Raw genomic sequence first — 18485 nt, 5'->3', positions numbered from 1 at the left:
CTATTTAAGTTATCACTATCTTGATTCTTGATTTTAGACTTTCCACCCAAAAATTCACCATTCACTTGCGAAGCAAAATTCACCATTGACTTCAATAAACCTTCATTACTATTTCACAGAGTATTTTCTCTAATCCCTGCAACCTATCATCTGCCACCTACAAAGCTAATTTAAATGGTCCTTCAAACGTCGTTTCAAATGAGTCTACAAGTTTTCCCTTTTCATCAAAAACTCCGATGACCATATTTTGTTTTGAGAATTTAATGTCTTCTTCAGGGAAAGAAATATTGATGTTCCCTTTCAGGATCTGGTCTCCTTTCAATATGATTGTTTCAGAACCGAAATAAGTGATTTCAGCATGTGCCGGAGTGATAACTTTAATCTTCAGGGTCTTTTTCTCATTAGATTTATTCAGGAGGGTATAAATAAAGGTATTGGTGATTTTACCGTTTTTAACGAAAAATGTAGAACCTGCTGGTTTGATAAATTTCGCTTCCATAGATCCACGGTCGTACATTAAGAATCCAAGGAATCCGATCAGCAATGCAAGAATAACAGTTGTCGCTTTCATTCTCGGAGTAAATCTGAACTTTTCTTGATTTTCAATTTCTGATTCTGTAGCATAACGTACCAATCCTTTAGGTAAACCTACCTTTTCCATCACTTCATCACAGGCATCAATACAGGCTGTACAATTCACACACTCCAATTGCTGCCCGTTTCTGATGTCAATTCCCGTAGGACAGACAACAACGCATTGGTTACAATCAATACAATCTCCTTTACCAGCCGCTTTTCTGTCTTCATTATTTCTCCATTTTGAACGGCCTTCCCCTCTTTTAAAATCGTAATATACGTTGATTGTCTGTTTATCAATCAGAACTCCCTGAAGCCTTCCGTAAGGGCAGACCAAAGTACATACCTGCTCACGAAGCCATGCAAAAACAAAATAGAACGTCATCGTGAAAAAGATCATCGTAATAAACTTTAAAGGATGTTCTGAAGGTCCTTCCAGCATAATCTGGAAAACCTGTTCATAGCCTACGATATACATGAACATGAAAGTAGAGCAGAGCATGGAAATCAAAATAAATACAGACCATTTTGTAAGTCTCTTTCTTATTTTTTCAGCATCCCATTCCTGTCTGTCGAGTTTCATCTGCTTATTTCGGTCCCCTTCAATCCAATATTCTATTTTACGGAAAACCATTTCCATAAAAAGAGTTTGAGGGCAAAGCCAGCCACAGAATATCCTTCCGAAAACTACTGTAAATAACATCACAAAAATGACAGAAGTTACCGCTCCCAATGCGAGGATAAAAAAGTCCTGCAGGTAGAAAGGCTGCCCGAGAATAAAGAATTTTCTGTCGATAACATTGATGAGCAGAAAAGGATTATTATTGATCTTTACAAAAGGCAGTCCTAAAAACAGGGCAAGAAGAAGATAGCTGGTGTAATTCCTGTAGTTGGTGTATTTTCCTTTAGGTTTTCGGGGGAATATCCACTTCCTTTTTCCGGTTTCATCCATTGTTCCCACTGAATTTCTGAAATCTTCACTTTCAATTTCCAAAGACTTGATGTTGTTGGACTCTGCGCTCATTATTGTATGCTATAAAAGTATTTTGGTACTATTTTTCATCAGAATTACTTTCATTTTTTTATTGATTTTCTCACTAAAAAAAGTGATTGATTCTGTTACTGCAAAGCTCCGGATTATATCCTTTTACTACTAATATGATCTACTTCAAAAATAGGACAATTGGGACATTTTGTCTTTTCGGTTTTTATTGTATCAAAATGGGAAAATATTTTGAAACCTGTAGGTCATATTGTAAATTGCAGGTTTAAAAAATGAAGTATGAAGAATATCTTTAAAATAGGCATGATTGGTTTGGTTTTCGCATTGGTAAACTGTCAATCAGTAAATTATAGTAAAATGTTTTATGAAGGAGTACAGCCGGAAATGGTTTCAGATACGTTCAGTTTCACAGAAGGACCGTCAGCAGATAAAGAGGGGAATGTTTACTTTACCGATCAACCCAATGACAAGATTTATTATTGGGACTGGAAAAGCAACAAGGTAATTGAGTTTTTAAATAAGACCGGAAGAGCTAACGGGACGCATTTTGATAAAGACGGGTATTTGATTACCTGTTCAGATGATCAGGGAGAAATCTGGAAAATCTCCAAAGACAAAAAGGTAGAAGTTCTGCTTAAAGGCTTTGAAGGTAAAAGGTTGAATGGTCCCAACGATGTTTGGAATGATAACACAGGAGGAATGTACTTTACAGATCCATTGTATGAAAGAGATTATTGGATCGGTTTTAAACAGGAAATACCTCACAAAAGTCTTTATTACAGGGATAAATCAGGGAAAGTAACCAAGCTGGATACATTTACTCAGCCGAACGGAATTGTAGGTAGTGAAAAACTGAAAAAATTATACCTTTCTGATATTGATGCCGGGAAAACTTATGTATATGACATATTGGGTGAAGGGAAATTGTCTGAAAAAAGACTTTTCTGTGAAATGGGATCAGACGGAATGGTGTTGGATAAGCACGGAAACCTTTATCTTACTGGAGATGGTGTACATATTTTTAACCGGTCCGGAAAGAAAATTTACCATATTCCTATCCCTGAAAAGTGGACTTCCAATGTAACGTTTGGTGGAGAAAATAATGACATACTTTTCATTACTGCGTCAAAATCTGTGTATACTTTTCCTACCAGAGTAAGAGGAATAAAATAAATAATGAATTTTCATTATGATACACAAAAGATCTCTATCTGGAGATCTTTTTTTGTGTCTAATTATAACAATATCAGTTTGATGAAGATGAATGATAATTGGATTGGATTATTTTTATATCACTTATTAATGAATTTATTCCATTTAATTCATTAATCGAAATAAAATCATTCATTTATTTGTATTTATTATAAAATTATTTCAATTGATTATTAAAATAACAATAATAGTAGTGTTTTATTTTTGATATTTTAAATTTTGTATTGTTTTTTTATTTTTTTTGTAAAGTGTTTAAGAGATGGATGAAATATAAGGAAACTTGTTTTTTATTCATACGGATGCTTTTGAAGAAAATAATCTTATATAATAATACAACCATTTAAAATTATAGATATGAAATTTTACCTATTTATTGCCCTGTCAATGATCCCTTTTTTAGGATCCGGACAGTGGACAAGAACAGAGCTGCGGTCTCAAAAGATTAAAAAATCCCAAGAGAAATTACAGTTTTCTGGTCTTTATGCGTTAGATACAGATCTTCTGAAACAAAATCTGAAAGGAGTATTGTCAAAAACTTCCGGCGGAAAAGGTGTTGTAATTTCAGTTCCTGGTATTAACGGAAAATTAGAAAGATATCAGGTTTGGGAATATTCTAATATGGCTCCCGAGCTACAGGAAAAGTATCCAGATATAAGATCCTATGTAGGCGTAGGTATTGAAGACCGTTCTGCTTATTTAAGATTCAGTATTTCTCCGGTTGGTTTTTCATCCATGATCACCAGATCTGGAATTTCTGAATTTATTGAACCTTATTCTGAGGATAAAACAGTTTATGCTGTTTTTGATTCAAAAGCAAGACAGAATCAGGAACCTGACTCTTTTAAATGTTCCACTCCTGAAGGATTACAAAATAAATCTACGGACACTCATAATAATGCTGCCAATAAGAAAGTGGCTGGCTTTAATACGTTCAGATTAGCAATGTCATGTACAGGAGAATATGCACAGTACCACCTTACAGCTGCAGGAACACCGGCAAACGCAACAGATGCACAGAAAAAAGCTGTGGTGCTGGCTGCTATGAATACCACATTAACACGTTTGAATGGTTTATTTGAGAAAGATCTGTCGGTTCATTTTAATTTAATTGCTAATAATGATATTCTTATTTTTTTAAACAGTGCTACTGATCCTTATACTAATGGGGGGCCAGATGAAGCACAGGCAAAAATTTCTGGTCTTATTCCTGCTCAGAATTATGATATGGGGCATTTATTGGATAAAAAGAACGGGGATGGAGCTGCTGGTGATATTGGAGTAATTTGTAATGATAATGCTAAAGCAGGGGGATGGACTGCTCATAATTTTCCTGAGGGAGATAAATTTGATATAGATTATGTAGCTCACGAAATGGGACATCAGATGGGAGCTAATCATACTTTTACACTTTACAATGCGAGTACAACTAATGCTTCTTTAATAGAACCAGGAAGTGGATCTACAATTATGGCATACACGGGAATTATGGGAGGTAATAGTGATGTACAGTTTAATTCATTTGATTATTTTCATGCCTTTAATATTAAGGAGATTAAAGATGTAATTAATGGAGTTGCTTGCGGAGTGAATGCTCCCTTTGAGAAGCCTGCGCCTGTAGTGAGTGCAGGAGCAGATTATACAATTCCTAAGTCTACCCCTTTTGTATTGAGAGCAACAACTCCGGATGCTGATAATGCTTCTTACACCTATACATGGGAGCAAATGGATTCCGGATCGACACAAACTGGTGTTGTTAACTCTTTAGCTTATGCAGCTAAACCCGCAGGACCAACCTTCAGATCTTTACCTCCTGTAAACACTCCTGTAAGATATTTTCCTGATTTTAACAAAGTCCTGGCTGGGGTATTTTCAACCCGTTGGGAATCTGTATCCAGTGTTGCAAGAAATCTGAATTTTACATGTACTGTAAGGAATAATCATCCTACATCTCCTCAGACTAATAAAGATGCAACAGTTGTGACAGTAAATGCTGCATCAGGCCCATTTAAGGTTACTGCTCCTTTATTTGGACAATCAGCCAGTTCCGGAAATACAGTTAATGTAACTTGGGATGTTGCCGGTACAAATCAGGCTCCTGTAAGTACAGCTAATGTAAATATTAAGTTATCTACAGACGGGGGGCAGACGTTTACAACAATTGCAGCCAGTACTCCTAATGATGGGAGTGAACAAATTATAATTCCTACGGGATCTACATCCGCAAATGCTTACATTCTGATAGAGGCGGTTGGCAATATTTATTATGCTGTTAGCCCAAGTTTTGTAATTGATTATAATGTAATTGGGGAGACATGTACAACATATAATTACAATGGAGCAGCTGTTAATATTACAGATGGTCCTGGAGGTAGTAATATTTCTGCTCCAAAGGTTGTGGTTCCTATAACTGTAAATAATACTGGAACTATTACAAAAATTAAAGTAACACCTTCTGTTGCGCATACTAATGTTAGGGATTTGGCTATTGGAATTGAAAGCCCGGCAGGTTCGTCCGCATTAATCTGGAACAGACAATGTAATAACAGATCTGGTATTACTGCTACATTTAGTGATGCTGGGAATGCTGTTGCGTGTACTTCGCCAATACAAGGGGAAACACTATCCCATGAATCCTTAACGATTTTTAAAGGTCATAAAGCACAAGGGGAATGGAAACTGTTTGCTTCGGATAATAATGCCGGAAATGTTGGTGTAATTAATTCCTGGTCACTTGAAGTTTGTACAAGAGAAACACAAAATTTAGGGGTTAAAGAATCTTCTTCTTCCAGATTAGGAGATGATATTAAAGTGTATCCTAATCCAAGCAACGGTAATTTCTTTATTAAATCAAGAAATTTATCCGGAGAAATTAAAGTAATTATAGTAGACTCAAGTGGAAGATTAATCTCTTCAGATTCTTATCAGGGTACCGGAGATTACACGAAGGAATTTAATTTAAATATTCCTAAAGGAGTTTATCTGATCAACATCAATTCATCAAAAGGGGCTTATACCCAGAAATTGATCATTAAATAATCTTTAATAGTATTGTAATAAGATAGCGGCTGGTAATACCGGCCGCTATTTTTTATTTTGAGTAATGAGTCTGCTTAATAAGCAACTTCCATTTTTACTTTCTTTCCTTTCAGTTTTTCGTTCTGAAGCTTTCTTAAAACAGCATTTACTTTACTTCTGGAAACAGCAACATAGGAAGTCGTATCCTTTACTTCAATCAAACCGATATCTTCTTTCTGAAGCTCTCCTTTTTTGATAAGATATCCTACAACATCCACTTTATTGACCTTATCTTTTTTGCCGGCACTGATATAAATAGTCTGGAAAGGTGTTTTTTCAGGGACTTTAGTAAATCCGGCAACACTTTCTTCAGGAGTATTATTTTTAATGAATGGGAAGTTTTCGTCCTCTGTCATGATCAGATAGACAAAACCTTTGGCATTCATCCTTGCAGTACGCCCATTTCTGTGGATGAAAGCATCTTCTTTGGGAGGAAGCTGATAATGTACAATAGATTCTACCTCCGGAACATCAAGTCCACGGGCAGCAAGATCCGTAGTAATAAGAATTCTTGCAGAATCATTTCTGAATTTCAGCAATGCACGTTCTCTTTCGTCCTGTTCCATCCCGCCATGAAAGGTTTCTCTGTCGATTCCCATCTGGTGAAGAAGTTCAGAAATTCTGTCAACAGCCTCGCGGTGGTTACAGAAAATAAGAGTCCTTTTATTTCCTATTTTACAGATTAAATTAAACAATGTATCCAGTTTTTCCTCAGAAATTGTCATTACTTTTCGCAACTGAATATCTGGCTTTACTTCACTTAGTTTTAAAAAGTCGATGGTTTTTTCATTTTTCAGACCTGTAAATGATGGAATCTCATCCATTGCTGTGGCCGAAGTTAAAATTCTTTGCGAAAGGCCCTTTAATGAACCGGCAATAAACTCCATATCTTCATGGAAGCCCAGCTCCAAAGCTTTGTCGAATTCATCAAGAACGAGTGTTTTAATCGTTTTCGGATCAAAATTATTATTTCTCACGTGATAAGCAACCCTTCCCGGAGTTCCTATTAAAACTGCAGGAGCTTCAATTAAATTGTTAACCTCAATTTTTTTATCATGTCCGCCATAACAAACAGATACTTTAAAATCTGTTCCCATAGCTTTGAAAACCTGCTCAATCTGTAAAGCCAGTTCTCTGGCCGGAACCAATATCAATGCCTGAACTCCCTGAACATTTTTTTTCAGATTCCGAAGAACCGGAAATAAAAAAGCAAGAGTCTTTCCGGATCCTGTAGGAGAGAGTAAAACAATGTCTGTATTGTTTTCAGACGCATTATAAGTAGATTTCTGCATCTGATTCATATCCTGAATCTGCAGCTTCTGGTAGATTGATTGTAGTTCCATGGGGCAAAGGTAGTGAATTTGGAGGTGAGAATCTGAGTGTTTCAGAGTTTGGAGGTGAGTGGTTTTGTTTATTATTCTAAATGATTTATCCGTTTAAGCATTTCTTTTCCTCGGACCATTGTTACAGGATAGGTTTGATCAGGATTAGAGATGGCTTTCTCATAAAATTCTTTTGCCGAAATTTTATTTCCCTGTACAAGAGTAGTAAAACCTATAATTTCATACATGAAGTTTTGTAATTTAGGATCTATATTATCTTTGGCGGATAGATATTTTAAAAGCTTTTCTGCAGTATCAATTTTAGAATCTTTATACTGCTTTATTATTTCATATCCGAGAGGTTTACTAAACCAATAATCCCACATACTGCCGTTATTATGTTCATTCCATGAATATTTAATAAGTTGTAAAGCGACTTCAAGTAAGGCAGGGTCTAAATTTTTATTTTTTGATGTTTCACTTTCTGCAATATAGCGATCCGCTGTAGTTGTTGTACCTTTATCTTTCATTTCCTGGAAAATAGATTCTTTAAGATATAAAGAATGATTTTTAGAAAAACTTTCATAAGCAAATGCCAGCGGGAAATGGTCTGCCAGATTTTCTATCCGGTATCCTTTTTTCAATTCAGTTTTCAAGTCAATTATATATACTGTGTCATAATCATGAAAAAGATAAACATAGATTATTCCGTTTTTCAAATCGCAGATTGTGGAATATAATGTATTCAGTTCTCCTTCCTGATGGGTTTTATTCAGGATGCTTTTCAGAAAATTAATATTGTTTTCTTTAGATCCGGAAAGCATTTCATTCGCTATTTCAGGTCTTCTGCATGCCAATTTTCCATTGATCATATTACAGTTTGAATTAATCTGGAAGTTTCCTTTTTTTTCGGTAATACCTTTAGGATTAATCAGGATGGAATTTCCTTCTTTATCGGCTAATAAGACCTGAGATTGGGAGATGTAGTCATATTTTTTTAAAATTACCATGGCCTCCTTTACATTTTTACATTTTCCCAGAACTTCCCACATAATATCGCTTTTATAAGGATTTGTCAGGTTAAGTTTGCTTAAATCATAGTTTGCGGCTGCATAATCAAAAAATAATCCATGTTCATTCATTGCAGCTGCAATCTGCATATCCGGAGCCCCAAAACAAACGGAGGCATAGCGGTCTTTAGTGGCAGGGTTGTACCAGATTCTGGTAAATGGCGTAGTGTCATCTTCGTTTGCTGCAACAAATACTTCCTCTCCCCTAGAGCATGAGAAAATTGTACAGGCTTTTATGGAATTGATATTATAGAGCAGTATGCCAATTATAATAAGAAGAATTTTTTGCATGATTTATTTGTTAATAATGAATTTGTTTAATACGAGGTTCTTTATATTAAAACAATTGTACAGATAGATGTATTACACTAAAACTTAGAATAATCCTGATATTGAATGAAAACACTATGGGGAATTCATTGTGGATGTTAAAAAAATACGTAACTTTGCACCCACTTTTTGTGGTAAAGGTCTGAGAAAGTAAAATATTAAATATTAATAACTTCCGTATTTTTCAATCACATTTGTTAAGACCGTTGGGAGAGAAGGAATACAAATTTTTATTAGAAAATGTCAAAAGAGACAAATTCAGCAGAGGTTTTATTAAACCAAAACGTAGCACCAGAACAATTTGATTGGGATTCTTTCGAATCAGGTCTTGATGCAGATGCGAGAAAAGAAAAAAGCGATTTAGAAGAAATCTATAACGGATCTCTTAACAGCCTAAACGATAATGACGTTTTAGTTGGTAGAGTTGTAAGATTAACTGACAAAGAAGCTATCGTAGACATCAACTTCAAATCTGAAGGTGTTATTTCTCTTAACGAATTCCGTTACAACCAAGGCCTGAAAGTAGGTGACGAGGTAGAAGTAATGGTTGACAAGAGAGAAGACAAAACTGGTCAGTTACAATTATCTCACAGAAAAGCTAGAACGCTTAAAGCTTGGGATAAAGTAAACGAACTTCACGAAACTGGAGAAATCGTTAACGGTTTTGTTAAATCAAGAACTAAAGGTGGTATGATCGTTGACGTTCACGGAATCGAAGCATTCTTACCTGGTTCTCAAATTGACGTTAAGCCAATTAAAGATTACGATCAGTTCGTAGGAAAAACTATGGAGTTCAAAGTTGTGAAAATCAACCCTGAGTTCAAAAACGTAGTTGTATCTCACAAAGCATTGATCGAAGCAGATATCGAAGGTCAGAAAAAAGAAATCATCGCTCAGCTTGAAAAAGGTCAGGTTCTTGAAGGTACTGTTAAGAATATTACTTCTTATGGTGTATTCATTGACTTAGGAGGTGTTGATGGATTGATCCACATTACAGACCTTTCTTGGTCTAGAGTGAACCACCCATCTGAAATCCTAGAGGACGGACAGACTGTGAAAGTTGTAATCCTTGATTTCGATGATGAGAAAACAAGAATCCAATTAGGTATGAAGCAATTAGAAGCTCATCCTTGGGATGCTCTTTCTGCTGACTTGAAAGTAGGTGACAAAGTAAAAGGAAAAGTAGTAGTTCTTGCTGACTATGGTGCATTCGTAGAAATCGCTCCAGGTGTAGAAGGATTAATCCACGTTTCTGAAATGTCTTGGTCTACTCACTTAAGATCTGCTGGAGATTTTGTAAAAGTAGGTGATGAAGTAGAAGCTGAAGTATTAACTTTAGATAGAGAAGAAAGAAAGATTTCTCTTGGTATCAAGCAATTGTCTAAAGATCCATGGGAAAACATCGAAGCTAAGTATCCGGTAGGATCTCAGCATGTAGGAACTGTAAGAAACTTCACTAACTTTGGTGTATTCGTAGAGTTAGAAGAAGGTATCGACGGATTAATCTACATCTCTGATCTTTCTTGGACTAAGAAAATCAAGCACCCATCTGAGTTCTGCGCAGTAGGTGATAAATTAGACGTTGTAGTTCTTGAATTAGACATCCAGGCTAGAAGATTATCTCTAGGTCACAAGCAATTGACTGAAAACCCATGGGATAAATTCGAAACTAAATATGCTGAAGGAACTATCCACGCTGGTAAAGCTGTAGAAGTTCACGATAAAGGAGCTTCTGTTCAATTCGAAGATGCTGAAGTAGAAGCATTCTGCCCTTCAAGATTATTAGAGAAAGAAGATGGATCTAAAATCAAAAAAGGTGAAGATGCTCAATTCAAAGTAATCGAATTCAACAAAGAATTCAAGAGAGTAGTAGTATCTCACACAGGTATTTTCAGAGACGAAGAAAAGAAAAACGTTAAAGAATCTTCTTCTAGAAACGTATCTTCTTCTTCAAACAACGAAGAAAGATCTACTCTTGGAGACATCGATGCATTAGCAGAGTTGAAAAGAAAAATGGAAGAAGGTAAATAATCTTTGAACCATTGATATATAAGGAGCCGCTCGTTTGAGCGGCTTTTTTTTATCTAAATACATATGATAAAATGTAAAATTTGATAATGAAAAAGAATAAATTATGGAGAGTTCCAAAAAAAAATTACGAAGTATAAGTCAATAATTATTAAAAAATATACATTGATACGGGATTTAATTAATGAAATAAATACATCAAAAATATATAAAAGCATGATAAATATAATGTGGTAGGCATCCATTGATGATGAGGTTCTCTTTATTGAGAAATATGTAAAGCAATATTAATTTGATGATTTTGTATGTATTTATTTATTTTTAAATTTTAAATAAAAAAAACATTGAAGATTTGTGAAATATTTGTAGATTAGCGGCTTTAATAATGGATATGAAAAATAAAGCTTTACCTCTTTTATTTGCAGTATTTTCTGCATTTCCAACAGTATTGTTTGGACAGGATAATGAAAAACTGATTAAAGATTATATTTCTCAAAATAAAATAAGAGAATATAAAAAATCTGATCTTAATAATATCATTGTTGATAATGTAGATCCGTCAAAATCATTGAATGGTAATGTTGTTAAATTTTTACAGACTTATAATGGTTTACCAATATACAGCTCTGTAGGAACAGCATTGATTAAAGACAGTAAAATTGTTTACTATACAGATAATTTTGTAAAAGATTATACTGCATCTACATCAGGTACGGCTGCTATCAGTAAAAGTGCAGCTCTTCAAAAGATTGCTGAAGATCTGAAAAATCCTGATATTGCAAATTTTACAATCCTTGGTTATCTTGAAAAGACTCAAAAAAAAGCGACATCAGCCAATCAAAGACTTGTATATACCAATGACGAGAGTGGAAACCTGCGTCTGGCTTATGAATATACCTTAACGGAGCCAAAATCTCCGAATTACTGGAATATTTTAGTAGATGCCAATAATGGAAATATTCTGTTAAAAAGTAACCTGACTTTATCTTGTAATTTCAATCATGATGCTTACAGCTCAGATGCTGATTACAGCCATGCTGATCATTTTGAAAATACCTTAATGGGACCTCAAAATAATGTAGCACAGAATAACATTCCGTTACTTTTACCGGATAATGCATCATATAACGTATTTCCATTACCTATTGAAGCACCTACTTTTGGTTCAAGATCAATCATTACTAACCCTTGGATATTAAGTGCTTCCCCTGAAGGTTGGCATTCTGATGGTACTAATCATTATACTGTTACAAGAGGAAATAATGTTTTTGCCTACGAAGATGCTGCAGGAACAGCTTTAACAGCGCCTGATTATCTTACAGGGGCCCCGGCAGATGGTGGGGCTACAAGAAATTTTGATTTCCCTTTTAATATCAATGAAACTCCGTTAAGCAACAGGAATGCTGCTATTACAAATTTATTTTATCTGAATAATAGAATTCATGATGTTTTCTATAAATTCGGATTTACAGAATCTGCCAGAAACTTCCAGCAGAACAATTTTGGTAATGGACCTGTAGGAGGAGATGATGATTCTGTATATGCAGAGGCACAGGATGGCAGCGGATTAAATAATGCGAATTTCTCTTCAGGACAGGATGGTTATAATGGTAAAATGCAGATGTACCTTTGGTCTCCGGTTGGAAGAGTATTCTACTATAATGCACCTACTGCCGCTGTTTCCCGTACACCGGGAGCTGGAACGGCCCAGTTTGGTAATCCATTACCTATGAGCGGAATAACAGGAGATGTAGCACTTTCATCAGTTTTAGATGGTTGTACAGCTTTGCCTGCAAGTTCATTAACTAATAAAATAGGACTGGTTGAGAGAGGGACATGTTCTTTTGCTATTAAAGTGAAAAACCTTCAGGATGCCGGAGCAAAAGCGGCTATTGTGTATAATAACGCAGTGAATGGTTCTACTTTGGGAAATATGGCGGGTAATGATCCAACAATTACAATTCCTTCAGTACTTATTACCAATGCAGAAGGAGAATATATCAAAACTCAGATGGCAGCAAGTACAACTGTAAATGTTACCTTAAAAGGAAATATGACTCCTGATGGAAGCTTTGATAATGGAATTGTAACTCATGAATATGGCCACGGAATATCCAACAGAATGACAGGTACAGGCTATAACTGTCTGAATTCAGGAGTGAGTAAAGAACAGATGGGGGAAGGATGGTCTGATTTCTTCGCTTTAATGTTGACTAATAAAGCTGGTGACAATGCTACTGTAGCAAGAGGTACAGGTACTTATGCATTAGGTCAGGCAATAACAGGTGCCGGTATCAGACCTGCAAAATATTCAACAAGCCTTGCTGTTAACGGATTTACATACGGTGATACAAACGGAATGGAATACAATAACGGATCAGCAATTGTTCCGGATGTTCACTCTATTGGTTTTGTCTGGGCTACTATGCTATGGGATCTTCACTGGAAATATGTTGAAAAATATGGTTATTCTTCAGATGTATTATCTACAGCGCCTAACGGAAGTACGAAAGTGTTACAACTTGTAACAGATGCTCTGAAACTTCAGGCATGTAACCCTAGCTTTATTGATGGAAGAAATGCAATATTAGCAGCAGAGTTGGCAACAACTGGAGGTGTTGACAAATGTATGATCTGGGGCGTTTTTGCAAGAAGAGGTTTAGGAGTGAATGCACTAGCAGGAGTGAAGAATAATATTAATGATCAGGTTCAGGACTTTAATGTGCCAGAGGCGTGTTTATTGGCTACTAATGAAGTGAATGGTGATAAGAATAAGAATATTTCTATCTATCCAAACCCTGCTAAAGACGAGTTTTATATCAACTTCCCAAGCAATACTCTAGGAAAAGTAAGTGTAGAACTTTATGACATGTCTGGTAAACTGGTTTCTTCTGAAGATAAAATTTCACCGGATGCTAAGAAAGCAATTTCTACAAGCAACCTGGTAAATGGAACTTATATGGTTAAAATCAAAGGACTTGGTTTTGAAGCTGCTTCAAAAGTAATGGTTAAAAAATAATTTACTTATTAACTAATTTTAAATCGCCACAAGCTTGCTTGTGGCGATTTTGTTTATCTATCATTATGACACTGCAGATAGGTTTAATTTATATGTCGTAACTTTGCAGGCTGTAAAAAAAATTATGAAGAAGAAAAATATACTAAAAGGTGTTTTATTTGTAGGGATTGGAGCTAGTATATACGGTATGTTGGCCACTTTTGTGAAAATGGCTTACCATGATGGTTTCACTACTTCGGAAGTGACGACTTCCCAGTTCGTATTAGGTTTGACGGGACTTTTGATCCTTAATCTTATTCAGACCCTAACCTCAAAACAGAAATTATCGCTGCCAAATTCTAAAGAAGTAAGAATGTTGCTGCTTGCAGGAACTTCTTTAGGAGGAACAAGCTTATTCTATTATATTGCTGTACAGTATATCAATGTTTCAATTGCCATTGTATTGTTGATGCAGTCGGTATGGTTCAGTGTAGTGGTGGAAAGTATTCTTACAAAAAAACTGCCCAATGCCAGAAAAGTAGTTTCTGTAGTTATCGTATTGCTGGGAACAGTTTTGGCAACGAATCTTATCAATATGGAAATTGAGCTGGACTGGCATGGAGTCTTTTGGGGACTGATGGCGGCTGCTTCATATACCTTGACGATGTTTACGTCCAATACGCTGGCTACCCATCTTCCGGTTTTCAGAAAAAGTATTATTATGCTTGCAGGTGGTTCTGTAGTGGTTTTTGCCTTTTTATTCTTTGCCCAGATAGGACCTATGTATTTTGATGGCTTAAAATCATTATACTTAAATTTTACAGAAAATACAGAACATATTCACTCATTCAATTATTCAATATTCCTGACGTACGGATTTGTGCTGGCTCTCTTTGGAACCATTATTCCTCCAATTTTATTCAATATTGGATTTCCAAATGCGGGTCTGGGTCTGGGAAGCATTGTTTCCTCACTGGAACTTCCGGTTTCCGTAACGATGGCTTTTGTTTTACTGGGGGAGAAAGTATTTTTGATCCAATGGATAGGAATTGCTCTGATCCTTTTTGCTATTGTTTTGATGAATTTACCGTCAAAGAAAGAAAAAGAAGTTTCAATGGCAGAAGTGTCTTAAAAAAATATTTAAATAAAAATAACAGCTGAAACCGTTTCTTTTGGAGCGGTTTTTTTAATTTTAATCTTTAAATAAAAGTTTCATGAAATATTTTAGAAATATAACAGCTGCTTTTGGGTTGATGGTGTCAGGTTTTATGTTTTCACAGGTGAAACCTCTGGATGCAATGCTTTCCGATTATAAATATCCTTATGAGGTTCATTTTCTCAATTTTAAGTCTCAGGATGAAGATTTGAAAATGGCCTATATGGATGTACAGCCACAAAAGCCCAATGGGAAAACAATAATGCTTCTTCATGGAAAGAATTTCAACGGAGCATATTGGGAGAAAACAGCAAAAGATTTGTCTGCTAAAGGATTCAGGGTAGTGATTCCTGATCAGATCGGGTTTGGAAAATCATCAAAGCCACATGCTTACCAGTTTTCTTTTTCACAATTGGCAGAAAATACAAAAGCAGTTTTGGATGAATTAAAAATTGATAAAGCAATAATACTGGGGCATTCAATGGGAGGAATGGTAGCGGCCAGATTTACACTGCTGTATCCGGAAAAAGTGCAGAAACTGATTCTTGAAAACCCCATCGGACTTGAAGATTATAAAACTTTTGCATCTTACCAGACCATTGATAAGGCGTATCAATCTGAACTTAAAAATACTGCAGAAACTTATAAAAACTATCAGCTGAAATCCTATTATGATAACAAATGGAAGGAAGAATATCAGCCTTGGCTTGATCTGGTTGCAGGATGGACACTTCACAAAGATTATCCTCAAGTTGCCTGGGATGCGGCTCTTACCACGGATATGATTTATAACCAGCCGGTTTGCTATGAATTAAAAAATATAAAAGTTCCCACACTGCTTATTATTGGAACAAGAGACAGAACTGCAATTGGGAAAGATAGAGCTCCCAAGGAACTTCAGTCAAAAATGGGGCAGTATCAGGTGCTAGGAAAGAAAACTCAACAGGAAATTGCCGGTTCAGAGCTTGTTGAACTTGACAATGTAGGACATCTTCCTCATATAGAAGTATATCCTAAATTTTTTGAAGCCCTGTATCATTTTATACAATAGGATAGATTCAAAAACTATAAAATATCTGAAACATTAAGTTTGAGTAAGTGATTAAAATATCAAACTTACTCAAACTTAATGTTTCAAATTTATTATGTTTTCCGACCAATGAGCAGTAAAGTACAAACTCCAATTCCTGAAAACAAGACACAGGAAATCCCTAGATTCTGTATGAAACCAATGCTTATCAGGCCTAGACCTATCAGGATATAATAAATCAGTCCCAGTAAAGCGCCGGCACTTCCGGTTTCGTTTTTATAATTGATAAGTGCAGTACTCAGAATATTCGGAATTGCAGTGCTGAATGCCATCACAATGAAAAAATAAGGAATTAAAAAGTATATCCCTTTACCTGTCAGAATCCATACAAAAATGGAAGCGGTAAATGCAGTAAATGTACCTGCTTCAACTAGATATTTAGGTTGTATGTTCCTCAATAACAGAAATCTGTTAAGTTTTGCTCCAGCAAATGTTCCGCCAGCCAATATAACACTGCTGTATCCGAAAATATATGAGGAATAATGATATTCTTTAAAGATAAACGGAGCCAGTGAGTAGTAGGAAAACAGCAAGACATTAAAGCTCATAATCAGTAAGCAGCACTTTATAATTGCCTGGTCACGAAGCATTCTCTTTAATAAACCAGTTAAAATACCCATGTTGATTTCCTTTACTGAATGCTGGGTTTCCGAAATTTTCTTACGGGAAAGAATATAAAACAGTCCTGCAAGCAGACATAAGGTTATGAAAACGCCCTGATGTCCAATAGAAGAAGTCAAGGCTGATCCGGTAATCATTCCTATTACAGGACTTATGGATAAACCGATTCCGATCCAGGAAAATACTTTGCTGATATTATTTTGATCATAAGTATCTCTTAGAATCGTTTGTGTTACAATAGAGCCCACGGAGATTCCAAATGCAGAAATAATCCTGGCACTAAGGAGAAACATGAAATTGGGTGCAAAAACAACGGCCAGTGTTCCAAGTCCATAGGTGATAAGCCCGTATTCAAGGGATTTTTTCCTTCCTATTCTGTCACATTGTACACCCCAAAATGCAACTCCCAGAGCAAATGCAATAAAATATAAGCTTATCGTTAGGGTAACAGATTCTTCTTTCACTCCGAACTGTTTCTGGATCAATGGCAAAGCCGGACTGTAAATGGTTTCCACAAACTGAGGAAGCATTACAAGTGTGGTAAGCAGCCAGATAGGATTTGTCTTTTTCATTTTTTTTTGCAAAGTTTCCAAAATTTCAGTGTATATTTATAATGATATAAAAACAAAAAATATCAAAAATAGGACATGGCTGTTTTGAAACAAAATGAAGAATTTGATGCAGATTCTATTCGGGGAAAAGTAATTGGAATAGCTTCTGATATGGCGATGCATGATTCCGGCTTTCATTTTCATACAACGAAAGCTCAGCTGCTATATGCGCCTTCTGGATGTATGACAGTCACGACTTCTGACAGTCAGTTCGTTCTTCCTCCATTCAGAATGCTTTGGATTCCTGCAAACGCGGTTCATCGTGTGAATTTCCGGAATATCGTAGCCTACAGATCTATCTATTTTGATGAAAATTATTCCGAGAAATATATGAAATCAGGTCTCAAAGTTCTTCATGTAAATTCTTTATTAAAAGAAATTATAGAAAGAATCTGCTTTTGGGAATGGCCAGATCTCAGAAATGATCAGGTCAGCCTGCTGAATGTATTCTGGGATGAAATAAGCAGAGCTCCGGAGGAAAAACTGGAACTTAAAATACCGCAAGACAGGCGTTTTAAGAAATTTTCAGAAGAATGGACTCTGCGTTATGCTATGCCTCCGATGTTGAAAGACCTTGCAGAAAAAGCCGGGGCTGTGGAGAAAACAATCAGCCGTATTTTTAAAAAAGAAACCGGGTTGTCTTATCAGGAATGGAGACAGCAGTGGCGGTTGCAGAGATCAATTGAACTTTTGGTGGAAGGGAATTCGATAGGAGAGGTGTCTCATATTTTAGACTTTTCATCAGACAGTGCTTTTATAGATTTTTTCAAAAAACAGACGGGAGCTACGCCTTTGCAGTATCTTATAAAAAATGAATAGCCTTTTACTATTAATAAAACGTTCTGATAAAGTAGATATTTCTTATCCTATGCAAAGTCTATTGCTCAATAATTTGCATAAAATTGTATAATCCAACAGAATATAATTATGAAAAACAAAAAGAGCTCATATGGATAATTATAATACTACAATTGAATTGAAAACTACGGCAGAGAAGATCTATGAAGCGCTTACTCATGAGATTTCTCTTTGGTGGTCTGAGTGGTTTACGGGAGTCTCAGCACTGGCAGAAGATGTGTTTACAGTAAGGTTTGGAGATCATATTCACAAGACAATACGGATAAAAGAAGCAATACCCAATTCAAGAGTGATCTGGTCTGTGAAAGATTCACTGATTACTATTCCTGAATTAAAAAATCAAACAGAATGGGTTGGTACGACTATCGTCTGGGAAATGGAACAAAAGGAAAACAGTAGTTTACTGCAGCTTACCCATGTGGGATTACATCCGGCTGTAGAGTGTTATACAATTTGTTCCGGTGGCTGGAATCAGTTTATAGGAAGTCTGAAGCTTTTCCTGGAAACAGGAAACGGTACTCCATATAGAAAGTAA

Annotated in this window: 12 protein-coding genes; 8 read left to right on the top strand and 4 right to left on the bottom strand. The window is 35.8% G+C overall.

Annotated elements, in window-relative coordinates:
- Window positions 1-157: 157 nt before the first annotated feature.
- A complete protein-coding gene (ccoG, locus tag FW781_RS14545; protein ID WP_149388088.1) occupies window positions 158-1600 on the bottom strand; it encodes a cytochrome c oxidase accessory protein CcoG in 1443 nt (480 codons plus the stop codon).
- Window positions 1601-1858: 258 nt separating this feature from the next.
- On the opposite strand from ccoG, the gene FW781_RS14540 reads away from it, so the two are divergent.
- Window positions 1859-2752 (top strand): SMP-30/gluconolactonase/LRE family protein, encoded by an 894-nt coding sequence (locus FW781_RS14540; protein WP_149388087.1) that lies wholly within the window; start codon window positions 1859-1861, stop codon window positions 2750-2752.
- A 393-nt stretch (window positions 2753-3145) separates the two neighbouring features.
- A complete protein-coding gene (locus tag FW781_RS14535) occupies window positions 3146-5827 on the top strand; it encodes a reprolysin-like metallopeptidase (RefSeq protein ID WP_149388086.1) in 2682 nt (893 codons plus the stop codon).
- A gap of 74 nt (window positions 5828-5901) precedes the next feature.
- On the opposite strand, the gene FW781_RS14530 is transcribed toward FW781_RS14535, so the two are convergent.
- Together FW781_RS14530 and FW781_RS14525 are read right to left on the bottom strand one after the other, a co-directional pair.
- Window positions 5902-7209, bottom strand: coding sequence for a DEAD/DEAH box helicase (locus tag FW781_RS14530; RefSeq protein ID WP_149388085.1), 1308 nt, complete (start codon window positions 7207-7209; stop codon window positions 5902-5904).
- A 71-nt stretch (window positions 7210-7280) separates the two neighbouring features.
- Complete coding sequence (locus tag FW781_RS14525) at window positions 7281-8549, bottom strand: carcinine hydrolase/isopenicillin-N N-acyltransferase family protein (RefSeq protein WP_149388084.1); 1269 nt, start codon at window positions 8547-8549, stop codon at window positions 7281-7283.
- Window positions 8550-8828: 279 nt separating this feature from the next.
- Here FW781_RS14525 and rpsA point away from each other — a divergent pair, with 279 nt between their 5' ends.
- From rpsA to FW781_RS14505, 4 genes are all read left to right on the top strand, one after another.
- Entirely contained in the window at window positions 8829-10619 is a 1791-nt protein-coding gene (gene rpsA / locus FW781_RS14520; protein WP_047376953.1) for a 30S ribosomal protein S1, read from the top strand.
- 388 nt (window positions 10620-11007) lie between these two features.
- Complete coding sequence (locus FW781_RS14515; RefSeq protein ID WP_228720202.1) at window positions 11008-13635, top strand: T9SS-dependent M36 family metallopeptidase; 2628 nt, start codon at window positions 11008-11010, stop codon at window positions 13633-13635.
- Between the two features lie 124 nt (window positions 13636-13759).
- Complete coding sequence (locus FW781_RS14510; protein WP_149388082.1) at window positions 13760-14746, top strand: EamA family transporter; 987 nt, start codon at window positions 13760-13762, stop codon at window positions 14744-14746.
- Window positions 14747-14828: 82 nt separating this feature from the next.
- Window positions 14829-15821 (top strand): alpha/beta fold hydrolase, encoded by a 993-nt coding sequence (locus FW781_RS14505; protein WP_149388081.1) that lies wholly within the window; start codon window positions 14829-14831, stop codon window positions 15819-15821.
- A gap of 92 nt (window positions 15822-15913) precedes the next feature.
- Here FW781_RS14505 and FW781_RS14500 read toward each other — a convergent pair whose 3' ends face one another.
- A complete protein-coding gene (locus FW781_RS14500) occupies window positions 15914-17053 on the bottom strand; it encodes an MFS transporter (RefSeq protein ID WP_149388080.1) in 1140 nt (379 codons plus the stop codon).
- Between the two features lie 75 nt (window positions 17054-17128).
- Here FW781_RS14500 and FW781_RS14495 point away from each other — a divergent pair, with 75 nt between their 5' ends.
- Together FW781_RS14495 and FW781_RS14490 are read left to right on the top strand one after the other, a co-directional pair.
- Window positions 17129-17911 (top strand): AraC family transcriptional regulator, encoded by a 783-nt coding sequence (locus FW781_RS14495; RefSeq protein WP_149388079.1) that lies wholly within the window; start codon window positions 17129-17131, stop codon window positions 17909-17911.
- Between the two features lie 130 nt (window positions 17912-18041).
- Window positions 18042-18485: an SRPBCC family protein gene (locus tag FW781_RS14490; RefSeq protein WP_149388078.1), complete on the top strand. Its 444-nt coding sequence runs from the start codon at window positions 18042-18044 to the stop codon at window positions 18483-18485.

The sequence above is a fragment of the Chryseobacterium panacisoli genome (assembly GCF_008274625.1).
Lineage (GTDB): Bacteria > Bacteroidota > Bacteroidia > Flavobacteriales > Weeksellaceae > Chryseobacterium > Chryseobacterium panacisoli.
This window is presented reverse-complemented; position numbering and strand designations above follow the sequence as displayed.

Excerpts from the sequence above, each read along its gene's own strand:
- FW781_RS14490 (WP_149388078.1), top strand. The coding sequence starts at position 18,042 with ATGGATAATTATAATACTACAATTGAATTGAAAACTACGGCAGAGAAG.
- FW781_RS14535 (WP_149388086.1), top strand. The coding sequence starts at position 3,146 with ATGAAATTTTACCTATTTATTGCCCTGTCAATGATCCCTTTTTTAGGA.
- FW781_RS14500 (WP_149388080.1), bottom strand. The coding sequence starts at position 17,053 with ATGAAAAAGACAAATCCTATCTGGCTGCTTACCACACTTGTAATGCTT.
- FW781_RS14525 (WP_149388084.1), bottom strand. The coding sequence starts at position 8,549 with ATGCAAAAAATTCTTCTTATTATAATTGGCATACTGCTCTATAATATC.
- FW781_RS14515 (WP_228720202.1), top strand. The coding sequence starts at position 11,008 with ATGAAAAATAAAGCTTTACCTCTTTTATTTGCAGTATTTTCTGCATTT.
- FW781_RS14505 (WP_149388081.1), top strand. The coding sequence starts at position 14,829 with ATGAAATATTTTAGAAATATAACAGCTGCTTTTGGGTTGATGGTGTCA.
- rpsA (WP_047376953.1), top strand. The coding sequence starts at position 8,829 with ATGTCAAAAGAGACAAATTCAGCAGAGGTTTTATTAAACCAAAACGTA.
- FW781_RS14510 (WP_149388082.1), top strand. The coding sequence starts at position 13,760 with ATGAAGAAGAAAAATATACTAAAAGGTGTTTTATTTGTAGGGATTGGA.
- FW781_RS14495 (WP_149388079.1), top strand. The coding sequence starts at position 17,129 with ATGGCTGTTTTGAAACAAAATGAAGAATTTGATGCAGATTCTATTCGG.
- FW781_RS14530 (WP_149388085.1), bottom strand. The coding sequence starts at position 7,209 with ATGGAACTACAATCAATCTACCAGAAGCTGCAGATTCAGGATATGAAT.
- ccoG (WP_149388088.1), bottom strand. The coding sequence starts at position 1,600 with ATGAGCGCAGAGTCCAACAACATCAAGTCTTTGGAAATTGAAAGTGAA.
- FW781_RS14540 (WP_149388087.1), top strand. The coding sequence starts at position 1,859 with ATGAAGAATATCTTTAAAATAGGCATGATTGGTTTGGTTTTCGCATTG.